Source organism: Persicobacter psychrovividus (assembly GCF_036492425.1).
In the GTDB taxonomy this organism is placed as follows: domain Bacteria; phylum Bacteroidota; class Bacteroidia; order Cytophagales; family Cyclobacteriaceae; genus Persicobacter; species Persicobacter psychrovividus.
Window position 1 is genome coordinate 1,281,107 of sequence record NZ_AP025292.1, and the last position, 14,394, is coordinate 1,295,500.

At 43.8% G+C, this 14,394-nt stretch carries 14 protein-coding genes; 10 read left to right on the forward strand and 4 right to left on the reverse strand.

Going from position 1 to position 14,394, the window contains the following annotated elements; translation table 11 throughout:
- Window positions 1-64 precede the first annotated feature (64 nt).
- Window positions 65-553: a MarR family winged helix-turn-helix transcriptional regulator gene (locus AABK40_RS05630; RefSeq protein WP_332920446.1), complete on the forward strand. Its 489-nt coding sequence runs from the start codon at window positions 65-67 to the stop codon at window positions 551-553.
- Window positions 554-555: 2 nt separating this feature from the next.
- On the opposite strand, the gene AABK40_RS05635 is transcribed toward AABK40_RS05630, so the two are convergent.
- The gene (locus AABK40_RS05635; RefSeq protein ID WP_338397873.1) at window positions 556-1,302 is read right to left on the reverse strand and encodes a phenylalanine 4-monooxygenase; all 747 of its coding nucleotides are present in this window, start codon (window positions 1,300-1,302) and stop codon (window positions 556-558) included.
- Between the two features lie 230 nt (window positions 1,303-1,532).
- Here AABK40_RS05635 and AABK40_RS05640 point away from each other — a divergent pair, with 230 nt between their 5' ends.
- The 7 genes from AABK40_RS05640 to AABK40_RS05670 all read left to right on the forward strand — a co-directional run bounded on the left by AABK40_RS05640 (window position 1,533) and on the right by AABK40_RS05670 (window position 8,320).
- Window positions 1,533-2,228 (forward strand): CoA transferase subunit A, encoded by a 696-nt coding sequence (locus AABK40_RS05640; protein WP_332920448.1) that lies wholly within the window; start codon window positions 1,533-1,535, stop codon window positions 2,226-2,228.
- 28 nt (window positions 2,229-2,256) lie between these two features.
- A complete protein-coding gene (locus tag AABK40_RS05645) occupies window positions 2,257-2,913 on the forward strand; it encodes a 3-oxoacid CoA-transferase subunit B (RefSeq protein ID WP_338397874.1) in 657 nt (218 codons plus the stop codon).
- A gap of 18 nt (window positions 2,914-2,931) precedes the next feature.
- A complete protein-coding gene (locus AABK40_RS05650; RefSeq protein ID WP_338397875.1) occupies window positions 2,932-4,098 on the forward strand; it encodes a homogentisate 1,2-dioxygenase in 1,167 nt (388 codons plus the stop codon).
- A 199-nt stretch (window positions 4,099-4,297) separates the two neighbouring features.
- The gene (hppD, locus tag AABK40_RS05655; protein ID WP_338397876.1) at window positions 4,298-5,422 is read left to right on the forward strand and encodes a 4-hydroxyphenylpyruvate dioxygenase; all 1,125 of its coding nucleotides are present in this window, start codon (window positions 4,298-4,300) and stop codon (window positions 5,420-5,422) included.
- A 54-nt stretch (window positions 5,423-5,476) separates the two neighbouring features.
- A complete protein-coding gene (gene fahA / locus AABK40_RS05660) occupies window positions 5,477-6,757 on the forward strand; it encodes a fumarylacetoacetase (RefSeq protein WP_332920452.1) in 1,281 nt (426 codons plus the stop codon).
- Between the two features lie 87 nt (window positions 6,758-6,844).
- Window positions 6,845-7,747, forward strand: a complete 903-nt coding sequence (locus AABK40_RS05665; RefSeq protein WP_338397877.1) for a flavin reductase family protein — start codon at window positions 6,845-6,847, stop codon at window positions 7,745-7,747.
- A 171-nt stretch (window positions 7,748-7,918) separates the two neighbouring features.
- A complete protein-coding gene (locus AABK40_RS05670) occupies window positions 7,919-8,320 on the forward strand; it encodes a hypothetical protein (protein WP_338397878.1) in 402 nt (133 codons plus the stop codon).
- Window positions 8,321-8,357: 37 nt separating this feature from the next.
- Here AABK40_RS05670 and AABK40_RS05675 read toward each other — a convergent pair whose 3' ends face one another.
- Entirely contained in the window at window positions 8,358-8,822 is a 465-nt protein-coding gene (locus AABK40_RS05675) for a PaaI family thioesterase (protein ID WP_332920455.1), read from the reverse strand.
- A gap of 337 nt (window positions 8,823-9,159) precedes the next feature.
- Here AABK40_RS05675 and AABK40_RS05680 point away from each other — a divergent pair, with 337 nt between their 5' ends.
- Together AABK40_RS05680 and AABK40_RS05685 are read left to right on the forward strand one after the other, a co-directional pair.
- Window positions 9,160-10,368 carry a C1 family peptidase gene (locus AABK40_RS05680; RefSeq protein ID WP_332920456.1) on the forward strand — a complete coding sequence of 403 codons (1,209 nt, stop codon included), beginning with the start codon at window positions 9,160-9,162 and terminating at the stop codon, window positions 10,366-10,368.
- A 99-nt stretch (window positions 10,369-10,467) separates the two neighbouring features.
- A complete protein-coding gene (locus tag AABK40_RS05685; protein WP_338397879.1) occupies window positions 10,468-11,625 on the forward strand; it encodes a C1 family peptidase in 1,158 nt (385 codons plus the stop codon).
- Window positions 11,626-11,702: 77 nt separating this feature from the next.
- On the opposite strand, the gene AABK40_RS05690 is transcribed toward AABK40_RS05685, so the two are convergent.
- Window positions 11,703-12,212, reverse strand: a complete 510-nt coding sequence (locus AABK40_RS05690) for a dihydrofolate reductase (protein ID WP_338397880.1) — start codon at window positions 12,210-12,212, stop codon at window positions 11,703-11,705.
- A 68-nt stretch (window positions 12,213-12,280) separates the two neighbouring features.
- The gene (locus AABK40_RS05695; RefSeq protein ID WP_338397881.1) at window positions 12,281-14,341 is read right to left on the reverse strand and encodes a M13 family metallopeptidase; all 2,061 of its coding nucleotides are present in this window, start codon (window positions 14,339-14,341) and stop codon (window positions 12,281-12,283) included.
- Window positions 14,342-14,394 lie beyond the last annotated feature (53 nt).

The following is a 14,394-nucleotide window of genomic DNA, read 5'->3' on the forward strand; positions in this document are numbered from 1 at the left end:
AAAGGTCAATTTAATTGACTTTAGGATTTATTTTTTATCTTTGTGGAGATCACAGGACGATAAGATGAAAAAGGAGAAAAGTTTAGACGAGTGGATGACCTTTATATCGGCGCAGCAAAAGAATAGCATTACCCGCTTGCATGGCATCTTCAGAAAGCAAATGGAAATGACTGTTTTGCAGGAGATGGAGGCACTCGGTCACCCCGATTTTAAGATTGGTCAGTTGGTATTGCTGGCGAATATCAAAAATGAAGGGTCGATCAGTAATGATATGGCCAAACATGCGCAGATCACCAAGCAAGCGATGAACAAGGTGGTTCATGAATTGAAGGAGAAAGGCTATATATTCACGGAAGCCCACCCGAGCGACCGTCGGGCGTTGATGATCAAATTTACCGAGCGGGGGAAGGTTTTCCGTTATGATTTATATTGCGTGGTGAAACGATTGCGTCAGAATTATGAGGATGTGGTGGGTGTTTCTGAAATGCAACAATTTCAAAACACTTTGGAGAAGTTGGTAAATGCGGGCATGAAACACCTTCCTGCTCACTGATTTTACCTGACGGGTTTTACATCGTTCAGCCCGTCTTCAATAAGCTGATCGAGTCGTTTTTTTATCTCTGGTATTGCCCGTTCGAGTTCCTCCAGTTCCGAAATCACATAGTATTCCTGTTGGATATTGCTTTTTTCAAAGGGGTTGTTGAATATCGTGTCAATATTAAAGGGCAATTTGCGGGATTCCCCACCCACAGAAAATAAGGATTCTTTAGGGCTTGAAATAATGCCTGCACCATAAATCCTGACCGCCTCCCGTTCCTGAATCAGTCCAAATTCCACCGTAAACCAATAGAGCCGTTGTAAAAGAGCAATGGCTTTTTCATTTTGGGTATATTCCAGCGCCATTTGAGCATAAGCCTGTATAAAAGAGGCGTAAACAGGGTTGACCAGCAAAGGGACATGCCCGAAAATATCATGAAACATATCGGGCTCTTCGATATATTCCAGCTGTTGTTCATTTCTGAGCCAGGTGGAGGCAGGGAATTTTTTTTCCGCCAGTGCCTGGAAAAAATCCTCTACGGGAATCAGTCCTTTCACCACCGTAATTGACCAGCCCGTAGCTTCCATCAGAACTTTATCCAGCGCCTCAAAACGGGGAATTTCTTCCCTTGAAAAACCAATTTTGTCCAAAGCTTTCAGGAATGGCGTACAGGCATATTTGGGGACAATCGCCATTTGTCGCTCATAAAGCTCCCGCCAAATTTTAAAATCTGCATCCGAATAGTCTTCATATTGTTGTTGCATACTGATGAAATTTGATTTCAGGTAAGTTTTAACCATCTGTTACAGTAGAATACCGTTACTGAAAATATACGTTTGTCTAACGGGCTCGTTATTTCTTGATTATTAATATTTGAAATAGCGTCATGTTTTTAGCCTGTATTTTCGCATAGGCTCTTTAATGTGCTAAAAAATTTACAAATAATTAAAAAAATATTAAATTAAGTTAAACTTCACCCTTAACACTACCTACAATGAACAAAGTATTTGAAAACGCTGACCAAGCGCTTTTTGATGTGCAGTCTCATCAAACCCTGATGCTTGGGGGCTTTGGGCTGTGCGGTATTCCTGAAAATTGTATCGCCACTCTGGCAGGCTCCAAGCTCGAAGGGCTTACCTGTATCTCCAATAATGCAGGGGTGGATGATTTTGGCATTGGCCTGATGCTGCAAAGAAAACAGGTGAAAAAAATGATCGCCTCCTATGTTGGGGAAAATGCAGAGTTTGAGCGGCAGTTGCTCAGTGGAGAGCTTGAGGTGGAGCTTATTCCGCAGGGATCTTTGGCGGAAAGGTGTCGGGCTGGCGGAGCGGGAATACCTGCTTTTTATACGCCCGCAGGTTTTGGTACAGAAGTGCAGGGACAAAAAGAGGTGCGGTGGTTTAATGGGAAACCTCACATTCTTGAACATGCCCTAAGGGCAGATTTCGCTTTTGTGAAAGCCTGGAAAGGCGATCATGAGGGGAATCTGATATTTAAGGGAACGGCGAAAAATTTTAATCCCGTGATGGCGATGGCAGGAAAGATTACCGTGGTGGAGGTGGAGGAGCTTTATCCTGCTGGGGCGCTTTCAGCCAATGAAATTCACCTGCCAGGGGTATTTGTCCAACGCATTTTTCAGGGCGAAAATTATGAGAAGCGTATCGAGAAACGCACCGTTCGCCAAGCCTAATTGATCCACTTTAAAACCAACCAAACTTATGTTAGATAAATATGGAATTGCCAAGCGAATAGCACAGGAACTCACCGATGGGGATTATGTGAATTTAGGGATCGGAATCCCTACGCTGGTGGCCAATTATATTCCTGAAAATATCAGTGTTACCCTTCAGTCCGAAAACGGATTGCTGGGCATGGGGCCGTTTCCAGAGGAAGAACAAGTGGATGCCGACGTGATCAATGCTGGTAAACAAACCATTACTACTTTGGCAGGATCGGCATTTTTCGACTCCTCGCTGAGCTTTGCCATGATTCGCGGAGGGCATATTGATCTGACCGTTCTCGGGGCGATGGAAGTTTCTGAAAACGGAGACATCGCCAACTGGAAAATTCCCGGAAAGATGGTCAAGGGCATGGGCGGGGCGATGGACTTGGTGGCTTCGGCACAGAACATTATTGTGGCGATGATGCATACCAACAAAAATGGGGACTCCAAATTACTGAAAAACTGTAGCTTGCCCATCACTGGAGTAGGTTGTGTAAAACGGATAGTGACCAACTTGGCCTTGCTTGAAGTTAAGGATGGGGCTTTTCATTTGCTGGAGCGCGCACCAGGGGTTTCGGTAGCGCAGATTCAGGAAGCGACAGCTGGGCGGCTGGTTGTCGAGGGGGAAATCCCTGAGATGAATATCGACTAAAAAATAAATTTCACCACTATGCCATATTATCATCAGTCGGGTAGCATTCCCCCAAAGCGCCACACCGTTTTCAAGAAAGCGGACGGCAGCTTTTATTATGAGCAGCTGTTTGGCAGTGAGGGCTTTTCTGGGGATTCCGCTTTGTTGTATCATTTGGAGCGGCCCACTCAGGTTAAGGAAATCAGGGAAAAGATCGACGTTCGGCCAAAAATTGCTGTGGAGCACAATGTTCAGGCGCGGAAGTTTGTCGGCTTTAATTTACCCACGGAAAAAGATTTCCTGAGCGCTCGAAAAACAGTGCTTTGCAATAGCGATGTAGCGATTGCCCTCGCATCGCCAAGCAGCAGTATGCATGATTATTTTTATAAAAATGCCATGTCGGATGAATGCATTTTTGTGCATCGGGGGTCGGGGATTTTACGCACCATGATGGGCGAAATCCGATTTGAGTATGGGGATTATCTCATAATCCCCAAAGGGGTGATTTATCAATTACTTTTCGATACCACCGACAACCGCCTGTTGATCATTGAATCCAACAGTGCAATTGAGCCCCCCAAGCGATATTTAAATAAAAGAGGTCAGTTTTTGGAATCGTCGCCTTACTGTGAGCGAGACCTGAAACTCCCTCAGCATTTCGATCCTGTGGCGGGGCGGGGCGATTTTATGGTCAAAATTAAAAAACAGGGATTTATCCATCAGGTAGTGTATGCTACACACCCTTTTGATGTGGTCGGATGGGATGGCTGCCTTTATCCTTATGCCTTCAATATTCATAATTTTGAACCCATTACAGGAAGGATTCATCAGCCGCCGCCAGTACATCAAACCTTTCAGGGGCATAATTATGTGATCTGCTCGTTTTGTCCTCGGTTGTACGATTACCATCCTGACGCCATTCCTGCGCCATACAATCACAGTAATCTGGATTCCGACGAGGTGATTTATTATGTCGAGGGAGATTTTATGAGCAGGAACGATATCGATCAGGGTTATATCACTTTGCACCCTTCGGGGATTCCACATGGTCCGCACCCTGGCGCCATGGAGCGAAGCATCGGGAAAAAGGGCACGGCGGAATTTGCCGTCATGGTGGACCCTTTTCGTCCGCTGTCCATTACTGAAGACGGACTGAAACTCGATACTGGTGATTATTTCCGATCGTGGCTCGATGATCAGCATTGAAAATTTTGTCAATAGAAAACTAAAAACAAGCGACTGCCAAGCAGTGAATCGAGCAATGATTTCAGGTATTTTGCACACCAGTGGAAAGCCTGAATAAATGCCCCCTCAATACCCATTGCCACGTGAAAGCAATTGTTTTCGGACTGATCGTGGCCGAATGAAGCCCATTAATTCACCCAATGAACCAAAATAAACCACAATGAATCAACATACCGAAAACCAACCATCTGCAACTCCTGATTTTTTACCGATCATGGGGACGGATTACATTCAGTTGTATGTCAGTAATGCCCTGCAAACGGCGCACTTTTATCAGACCGCCTTTGGTTTTCAGCCTCTGGCGAAAGCAGGCCTTGAAACGGGGAATCAGGCGGAGGCCTCCTATGTGCTTCAGCAGGATAAAATCAGGCTGGTGATCACAAGCCCTTTGCAGGCCGACAGCGATATTGGCCGACACATTGATGTGCACGGCGACGGGGTGCGTGTGATCGCCCTTTGGGTGGAAGATGCCCAGAAAGCATGGGAAGAAACCACCGCCCGAGGAGCGAAATCGTTCCTCGAGCCACAGCAGTTACAAGATGAATCGGGGGTGGTGATTCGCTCAGGAATTCACACCTATGGCGATACCGTGCATGTTTTTATTGAAAGAAAAAATTATCAGGGCGTTTTCCTGCCAGGGTATGAAGCCTGGCAACCCCAGTATCAACCCGCTGCGGTGGGACTGAAATACATCGACCATATTGTGGGGAATGTCGGCTGGAATGAAATGAATACCTGGGTGAAATTCTATGCTGAAGTAATGGGCTTCAGTCAGCTGGTTTCTTTTGATGATGAGGATATTTCGACGGATTATACTGCGCTGATGAGCAAGGTGATGTCCAATGGCAATGGGCGGATTAAGTTTCCGATCAATGAACCTGCCGAAGGAAAGAAGAAATCCCAAATTGAAGAATATTTAGATTTTTATAATGGGTCGGGCGTTCAACATATTGCCGTGGCTACCGACGATATTGTGGGCACTGTTCAGGCGTTGGTCAGTAGAGGGATCGAATTTTTGCAGGTTCCAGGCTCTTATTACGATGATTTACAGAATAGAGTAGGGAATATTGAAGAAGATTTGGAACAATTGCGAGAGTTAGGTATTTTGGTGGATCGAGATGATGAAGGCTACCTTTTGCAGATTTTTACAAAGCCCGTAACGCCAAGACCAACCCTGTTTTTTGAGATTATTCAAAGAAAAGGAGCGAGATCTTTTGGTAAGGGGAATTTTAAAGCGCTCTTTGAAGCCATCGAGCGGGAGCAGTCCAAAAGAGGAACGCTCTAAATTGTCCGATAGTAATACCAAACCTATACCACCAACAATCTTAGTCAATACACTATGACCGACTACTACCAAAAGATGAATTCGTGGGTTCCTGTCGATCCCGATTCAGGATACACGATTCACAACCTTCCTTTTGGCATCTTTTCTACTCCTGAGTTAAGCCCACGTGTTGGGGTTGCTTTAGGGGATTATATCATTGATATGCGAATGCTTGCCCGTCTTGAATTTTTGGAGGCACTCTGCATTGATACCACTGTATTTAACCGTGACAGCCTGAACGACTATATTGATTGCGGGCGAGATGTGTGGAAAAAAACCCGTCAGATTCTGATTTCCCTTTTGCGTGAAACAGATCATGATTCCCCGCTTAAGGATCATTTTGAGCAGGTGTTTGTTCCTCGCCGACGTGCCATGATGCACCCGCCAATTAAGTGTCAGGATTATACTGATTTCTATTCCTCTCTTGAACATGCCACCAATGTGGGTAAAATGTTTCGGCCGGATAACCCACTGATGCCCAATTGGCGACATATGCCAGTGGGATACCATGGGCGGTCGTCTTCTTTGGTTACTTCTGGCCACGAAATTATTCGCCCTCAGGGTCAGATCATGCCCAAAGATGCGGAAAAGCCTGTTTTTTCTGCTTCCAAAGCCCTGGATTTTGAGCTGGAAATGGCCTTTATCGTCGGTAAGAAAACGGAAATGGGAGAGCAGGTTCCTGTCGATCAAACTGAAGACTATATTTTTGGAATGGTGCTTTTTAACGACTGGTCCGCAAGGGATATTCAAAAGTGGGAGTACCAGCCATTAGGACCATTTTTGGGGAAATCTTTTGCCTCATCCATGTCGCCGTGGGTAATCACAATGGATGCCCTTGAACCTTTCCGCTGTGAGGGCCCTGAGCAGGAGCCTGAAGTTTTGCCCTATTTGAAACAGCAAAAACAGGCCACTCATTTTGACATCAACCTTTCAGTGGAAATCCGTCCAGGGAGGTATGCTGATCTGGAAGTGGTTTCAAAATCCAATGCCAAATTTTTGTACTGGAGCATTGATCAGCAGTTGGCCCATCAAACGGTGAATGGCTGTAATATTAATATCGGAGATATGATGGCCTCAGGGACTATTTCAGGCCCAACGCATGATTCCTGTGGTTCTTTACTTGAGCTGACTAAAGGCGGAAGTTCGCCCATCCTTTTTAAAGATGGACAGACCCGAACTTACCTGCAAGATGATGATGTGGTGATTCTTAGAGGTCATTGTGAAAAAAATGGAATAAAGGTGAGTTTTGGCCATGTCAGGGGATATATCGGCCCTGCCCGTGAACCTTCAAAGTAAAACAAGAGTTTATCAATAAAAGGGGAAAGCTTCGGTTTTCCCCTTTTTCTTCACTCAAAATTCTACGATCGATACCCTTAATTTTTTATGATAATCAATCCTAAAGAACAAAGTATTGGTGATTTTCATCGTCTGATGCTCAGCGCTGTGGTGCCGCGGCCTATTGCTTTTGTCAGTACCATTGATGCCAATGGACATGTAAATCTGAGTCCCTTTTCCTTTTTCAATGCTTTTGGTGCCAATCCGCCAATCCTGGCCTTTTCCCCTGCGCGCCGTGTGCGAGATAACACCACCAAGCATACCCTTGAAAATGTACTTGAAGTCCCAGAATGTGTCATTCATATCGTGAATGGTGCCATTGTGGAGCAAATGTCACTGAGCTCCAGTGAATATGATGAACAGGTCAATGAATTTTTGAAAAGTGGCCTGACGGAAAAACCCTCGACCATGGTAAAGCCTCCCATAGTGCAGGAAGCGCCTGTGGCATTTGAGTGTAAAGTACAGCAGGTGGTGGACCTCGGCGGAAAAAAAGGATCGGGGAATTTAGTGATTTGTGAGGTACTGGTTGCTCATGTTCGCGAAGGATTGTTGCAGGAAGATGGTTTGATTGATCCCCTTCGATTGGACCCTATGGCGAGAATGGGGGGAAACCTTTATTCCAAAGTTAATCATGATAGTCTTTTTACAATTCAGAAGCCAGGGGCTACTTTGGGTATTGGTGTGGATCAGTTGCCAGACTCGGTGCGGTTGTCGCGTATTCTTACGGGCAATGAACTGGCCATTCTTGCTGGTGTTGCAGAAATTCCAAAAATGGAAAGCGATACCATTTCCGGATATCAGCGGAAAATAGAAAAAATGGCACAAAACCATACCGAAAAGGAATTGGTCGATGTGCTACATTCTTATGTCAAGCGCTTGTTGGCTAAAAATAAAGTGCAGGAAGCCTGGCAAATGTTACTGCTGTTTTCGGCACAGGAAAAAGATATATAAAATTATTCTTACCGTATCGAGGGAGGCGGTTTGTCATTAGAAGTTGATTACCTGCCGATATTCTTGAAGTGGGGGCTGTGAATCGGTTCGTTATTTGTTTTATTGCGTTGGTGCGCATCCTTTTTCAAACATAAGGAATGGCACCACTACTATAAATTCAAGTGATTGATTATGAAAGAATATTTCTTCATAGGCGCCCTTATTCTTGGCCTCTTCGGGGTAGGGGAGTATATGACACACGAAAATCAACAGCAAGAGAAGGTCGAGTACAAAAATGCTGTGAAGGTTGTGCAGGGCTTTCAGCACCATCACGTTTTGGCATATAAAGATTCCACGCTCGAAGGAAGCGGTACCCCTTTATTGGTGGATACGGTCGTGCTTACCTCCAGGCAAAATGCACAAGGTTATTGTAAAGGATATGTGAGGGTACATGATAATCACTCTCCTTTCAGTTTTAGAATTAATGGATACTTCTATTTTCGTCGTGGTCAGGAAATCCTGAACGGCTTTATCTCTGGTTTTGGGCAAGCGCACGTATGGCTCAGCCGAATTCGGAAAGTCTCTCATCAATAAAAAAGGTTCCTGTGATGGCAGGAACCTTTTTTTGTACTTATCTTTTTTTCAGCGATAGTGTCAGCTGAAATTCCGCAACCAACTCCTGATCAAACTTCTCAGGACAGGTAGCGGTAATTCTAATTTCGTCGGTAACGCGCTCACCAGAAGACATACATTCCATCACCATTTTTTGTATTTTCTTGCCTTCTTCGCAGTGGAAAAGCACATCCGCCTCTGGTCGTTTAATGAAATTTGCGTGAAAATCCTTGAACACCAAATTGATCGGGAGCTGTTGCTGCTCAATCATCGAGAAGGCCATAAGGCCACCTGCGACATCGGCACCGACGGCCATGGCGCCGAAGTACATACTGTTGAGGTGGTTTTTTGTCTGGTTTGCGAAAGGGATTTTCACCGTTAGGGCTTCAGGGGAAAAAGCGGTAATTTCTGGCTGGCAGAACTCAATCATGGGAACTTGCTCGTTGGCAAATTTACGGAGCATTGCGTTTGCAATTTCAAGCATAAGGCTGAATTTTTAGGGTTTAGATGAAAGTTAAGACGTCGTTTTAGAATATAACGAAAATTATATAAATACTGAAATTTAACATTCGGTGTTCTGTGCGGATATTTGGTCAAAGTTGAATTTTCACATTAAAATTTCGTTTTTAAGCATTTTATCCCTCTAATTATTATGGGAATTCCTGACAGATACTTTATATTCGCACTATTGATAAAAACGTACTGATGATGTTGTAATCGTGCTGTATGGGGTTTTTCGGGGCATTCGGTAAAATGTTGCGCTCGAAGGTTGGCCTATATCAGACAATAAATGGCATCAGTTACAGGAAAGCAAAAGATAGATGAAAAGACATTTGAAAAATGCCATTGCAACAGTAGCCCTTGGTGCTTCTGTCGCATTAAGTGCTCAGGCACAAGATATTTCCACCAACAAAAAAGATGGTGGGTATCACTTCACAACGATCAAAAACCTTGAAGGTGGATCTGTGAAAAACCAAATGAGAACAGGTACTTGCTGGTCATTTTCAGCATTGTCTTTTTATAACAGTGAAGTAAAAAGAATTACAGGAAAGGATGTCAACCTTGCAGAAATGTGGGTGGTACGTAATGCTTATTTCCTGAAAGCGGAAAAATATGTGCGCATGCACGGAAAAACCAACTTTGGTGAAGGTGGCGCATTCCACGATATTCCTGCTGTAATGCGTAAATTCGGTATTGTTCCTGAGTCGGTTTATGAAGGAACGATCCCAGGCCAAACGGTGCGTAACCATGCTGAATTGGAGTCAGTATTGAAAAATATGCTTGACGCCTTTATCGCGAATAAGTCTAAAAAATTGTCGCCAGCATGGAAAGATGCCGTGAATGGTGTTTTGGATGCTTACTTCGGTAAAAGACCAGAGAAATTTGAGTACCAGGGTAAAGAGTATACGCCAGCGTCTTATATGGCTTCTTTGGGCTTGAACCTTGATGATTATGTTTCGATCACTTCTTATACACACCACCCATTCTACAAGCCATTTGTGTTGGAGGTTGAAGATAACTGGGAGTGGAAACAATCTTACAATGTGCCAATGAATGAAATGGTGGACATCGCCAAGCATGCAGTAGAAGAAGGTTATTCTATTGCCTGGGGTGCTGACGTTTCAGAAAAAGGATTCTCTTACCGTGACGGATTGGCTATTGTTCCTGCGGATGGTATCAGTATCAAGAAATCAGGTAAGGACAATAAAAACTTCTCTGATGCAGGTGCTAAAAAATCATCAAGTGCATTCGATACGCCTCAGAAAGAGGAAGAAATTACGCAAGAGATGCGTCAGAAAGCTTTCGATAATTATGAAACGACTGATGATCACGGAATGCACATCACGGGCTTGGTGAAAGACCAAAATGGTAAAGATTACTTCTTGGTGAAAAACTCTTGGGGTAACTCCAATGATATCGACGGTTACTTCTTCGCTTCTGAGCCTTACTTCGCTTACAAGACGATGAACTATGTAGTCAACAAAAATGCATTGACAAAATCAATGAAAAAGAAATTGGGAATTAAGTAATTAATTCTTTTCAAAACAGAGAGGCTATCTTTACGGGTGGCCTCTTTTTTTTGGTTAAATATTTATTATTTTTGAGTAACAAAATATAAAATCAATACTATGCAATATCGTTGGATGAAGATCATGGGTTTAACCATGATGATGGCAGGATCTGGATTGGTCGCTCAAGCACAGGACAGTTTTAAAAATATGGAAGATGGCGCTTACCATTTTACCGTTGTAAAAGATAATGATGGTGGGGCAGTGAAAAATCAATTCCGTACAGGTACTTGCTGGTCATTTTCAACGATGTCATTTTATGATGCAGAGGCCAAGCGACTTAGCGGATTGGAAACCAACCTGTCGGAAATGTACACCGTTCGAAATGCCTATTTCATGAAAGCGGAACGTTATGTGCGATTGCATGGCAAAACACAATTTGATGAAGGTGGCCTGGCTACTGATGTGCCGAAGGTGATGCGCCGTTTTGGGGTGATGCCAGCATTTGCCTACGAGGGAAATATCAAAGGGCAGGGGCAGGTTCGTAACCATGCTGAGTTGGTGGCTGTGCTTAAAGCCATGTGCGATGCCTTCATCGAGAACCATTCCCGTAAGTTGTCTCCAGCATGGAAAGATGCCGTAAATGGCGTTCTTGATGCTTATTTCGGTGCTGTTCCAGCAGATTTTAAAGTCGATGGGAAAACCTACACCCCAAAATCTTATATGGAACATTTGAAACTTCAGCCGCAGGAATATGTGGCATTAACGAGTTTCACCCACCACCCATACCATAGTTCTTTTGTGGTGGAGGTGCCAGATAACTGGTCGAGAAGTACCGCCTTCAACCTGCCTTTGGAGGAACTGATGGCGACGCTTGACGCAGGACTTGAACAGGGTTATACCGCCGTTTGGGATGCGGATGTGAGTGAACGCGGATTTATCCATGCGGCAGGTCTAGCAGTGCTTCCAACGGATGAAATGACCAAGGCCGACCTTGATGGCAAACACTATGTGGCGGAGCAAACGGTTACTCCGGAGCGTCGTCAGGAGATGTTTGACAATTATCAAACCACCGACGACCACTTGATGCATATCACGGGAATCGTTAAAGATCAGGAAGGTAAAAAATACTATATCATTAAAAATTCCTGGGGAGCTGACAGTAACCAGACGGATGGTTATTTGTATGCTTCGGAGGCTTATGTGAAAGCTAAAACGATCAGTTTTTTCTTCAATCAGTCTGCATTGAGTAAGCAAATGCAAAAGGCTGTTCGATAGGTGATTGACGGTTAATAAAATAGATGATAATCAAAAAAAAGCGACCCGATGAAGGTCGCTTTTTTTGATGAATCAATTTATATTTTTTCATAGATACAAAATGTCATATCATGTGTATGTTCATGATCCTTAGGGTGATATTCCTCACTGACTTTTTTCCAGATGGCAGGGTCGATAGGTGGGAAGAATGCATCGGCCTGTGAGAAGGTGGCGTGGACATGCGTGATATAAAGCCGATCGACATCCTGAATCGTCAGGTTGTAAATTTGTGCGCCACCGCATACCATCACTTCGCGATTTTCCGCTGCAACCAATGCCCAGGCTTGATTGAGATTTTCAGCAATTTCAAAATCCCTAAGCTGGTAACCTTGCTGTCTGCTGACGATGATATTTTGGTAATCTGAATGTTCCATATCTGGCGACTCCGCCGTTTTTCTACCCATAATCGTGGGCAGCAGTTTGATTTTATCAGTGAAAAATGCGGTGTCTTTTGGGAGGCGCCAAAGGAGTTGATTCTCTGCTCCGAGTTCACCATTTTCGCCAATAGCGGCAATAATCGCCGTTTTTCTTTCTTTTCTTTCGCTCATCAGTTTAAAAGTAAAACAAAAAAAGGCTTCCCCGAAAGAGAAGCCTTTAAAATTATTATGAAAAAGGATTACCAGATCACGATACGGTCTTTACGTACCATTTTCGAATCATTTTTTAAGTCGAAAGCTTTTTGGAAAGGCTCGAAATTACTCAATGGAGCATAAGCTCTGAAGAATCCTGGTGAGTGTGGATCAGTCATTACTTGCTGACGCAAAGCTTCATCACGCGCTTTGGTTCTCCATACTGTTGCCCATGACAAGAAGAAACGTTGCTCAGGAGTGAAACCGTCGATTTTTTCCTGACGACCATTTTTCTTCATGTCGTTCATCATGGCATTGTAGGCCAAAGTTACACCACCCAAATCGGCAATGTTTTCACCCAATGTCAATTGGCCATTCACATGAACAGAATCCAATACAGTGTAGTTATTGAACTGCTCAGTTACTTTATGCGCCAAGGCGTCAAAACGTTTGCCATCTTCTTCTGTCCACCAGTCTTTTTGGTTTCCTTGTGCATCGTATTTACGACCCTGATCGTCAAATCCGTGTGTGATTTCATGACCAATCACCGCACCAATACCGCCATAATTAACCGCTTTGTCAGCTTTGTAATCATAGAATGGAGGCTGTAGAATGGCCGCAGGGAATACGATTTCGTTGTTGGTAGGGCTATAATAAGCATTTACCGTTTGCGGTGTCATTCCCCATTTTGTTTTATCAACAGGCTTTCCAAGATCACCGATCATATCCTGATAATCAAATTCATTTGAATTGATCATCGTTTGTAGGAAAGAAGAAGTGTCAACATTCAAATCTTCGTACGATTTCCACTTGTTAGGATAACCGATTTTTACATTGATGTTTTCCAGTTTTTCATGGGCTTTCTCTTTGGTTTTTTCGCTCATCCAAGAAAGCTGATCGATACGTTGTCCCAATACGGTACGCACGTTTTCAATCATTCCTGCCAACATTGTTTTAGCTTCTTCAGGGAATACCTTCGCTACGTACATTTGGCCAAAACCTTCGCCAACAACACCATTAACAACAGATAACATACGCTTCCAGCGTGGACGCATCACTTTTGCACCGCTCAATTTCTTCCCATAAAAATCGAAAGAAAGCGTGACAAAGTCATGGCTCAGGTAAGAGGCATAAGTGTTCACTGTTTTGAAAGTGAAGTACTGCTTCAGGGTATTTACTGAAGTTGTTTTCAAAATACGACCAAGACCAGTGAAGAATTCAGGCTGACCAACAATAACTTCAGGAACTTTTGCCTGAGGGATTTTTGCGGCCTGGAAGAAATCCGTTACATCAAAATGAGAGAAGGATTTATCAAAATCCGCCGTTTTCATTTTGTTGTAGTTTTTCTCTGGGTTACGCAGCTCAGCACGTGATCTTGAAATCTCTGCCAATTTGGTCTCGAAAGCCAAAATGTCTTTGGCTGCTTTTTCTGCTACCGCTGGTTTTTCACCAACTTTTGTCAAAATAGCGGAAATATACTTTACGTAGTCCTGACGAATACTTTCAAAGTGCTCATCTTTGTTCAAGTAATAGTCACGATCAGGAAGTGATAAGCCTCCCTGACGGAACCAGAAAGCATTTTCTGTAGAGTTTTTACTGTCGGTGTACACATAGCTTGTGAACAAACCATAAACCCCCTGTGCATTCAGCTCGCCCAAAAGTGAAGGAACCTGCTGCTTGTTGGAAACACTGTTGATCTTGGCAAAAATAGGCTCCAAGGCTTTATAGCCCGCAGTTTCAATTTTAGCACTGTCCATTCCCAACTGATAAACCTGAACCGCCTTCAGCTGATCACCTGTATAAGTGTCGATGTGCTTGATGGCATCGTCCATGATGGTTTTTTGAGCGCTGACGTTACGGTCACGTAACTCATTAAAAGCACCCCATCGTGTTTGATCATCAGGGATTTTGGTTGCTTTTTGCCAGCCACCATTGGCAAAGTTATAGAAGTCATCAGAAGGGGAAACGGACTGATCCATGTTTTTTACATCGATGCCGTGCACTTCTGTGTCTGCATTTGCCTGGGCTTTTTGCTCTCCATTATTGCAAGAAGCAAGCGTGCCCGCCATAGCAACTGCTAAACTGAGGGTAAGGAATTTTTTATTCATAGAATATTAAAGTGATTCTTCAATTAGGCTGCAAGGTAAATAAGAAAAGTCGA

Coding starts and splice junctions, on each gene's coding strand:
- AABK40_RS05630 (WP_332920446.1), top strand. CDS start 65: ATGAAAAAGGAGAAAAGTTTAGACGAGTGGATGACCTTTATATCGGCG.
- AABK40_RS05635 (WP_338397873.1), bottom strand. CDS start 1,302: ATGCAACAACAATATGAAGACTATTCGGATGCAGATTTTAAAATTTGG.
- AABK40_RS05640 (WP_332920448.1), top strand. CDS start 1,533: ATGAACAAAGTATTTGAAAACGCTGACCAAGCGCTTTTTGATGTGCAG.
- AABK40_RS05645 (WP_338397874.1), top strand. CDS start 2,257: ATGTTAGATAAATATGGAATTGCCAAGCGAATAGCACAGGAACTCACC.
- AABK40_RS05650 (WP_338397875.1), top strand. CDS start 2,932: ATGCCATATTATCATCAGTCGGGTAGCATTCCCCCAAAGCGCCACACC.
- hppD (WP_338397876.1), top strand. CDS start 4,298: ATGAATCAACATACCGAAAACCAACCATCTGCAACTCCTGATTTTTTA.
- fahA (WP_332920452.1), top strand. CDS start 5,477: ATGACCGACTACTACCAAAAGATGAATTCGTGGGTTCCTGTCGATCCC.
- AABK40_RS05665 (WP_338397877.1), top strand. CDS start 6,845: ATGATAATCAATCCTAAAGAACAAAGTATTGGTGATTTTCATCGTCTG.
- AABK40_RS05670 (WP_338397878.1), top strand. CDS start 7,919: ATGAAAGAATATTTCTTCATAGGCGCCCTTATTCTTGGCCTCTTCGGG.
- AABK40_RS05675 (WP_332920455.1), bottom strand. CDS start 8,822: ATGCTTGAAATTGCAAACGCAATGCTCCGTAAATTTGCCAACGAGCAA.
- AABK40_RS05680 (WP_332920456.1), top strand. CDS start 9,160: ATGAAAAGACATTTGAAAAATGCCATTGCAACAGTAGCCCTTGGTGCT.
- AABK40_RS05685 (WP_338397879.1), top strand. CDS start 10,468: ATGCAATATCGTTGGATGAAGATCATGGGTTTAACCATGATGATGGCA.
- AABK40_RS05690 (WP_338397880.1), bottom strand. CDS start 12,212: ATGAGCGAAAGAAAAGAAAGAAAAACGGCGATTATTGCCGCTATTGGC.
- AABK40_RS05695 (WP_338397881.1), bottom strand. CDS start 14,341: ATGAATAAAAAATTCCTTACCCTCAGTTTAGCAGTTGCTATGGCGGGC.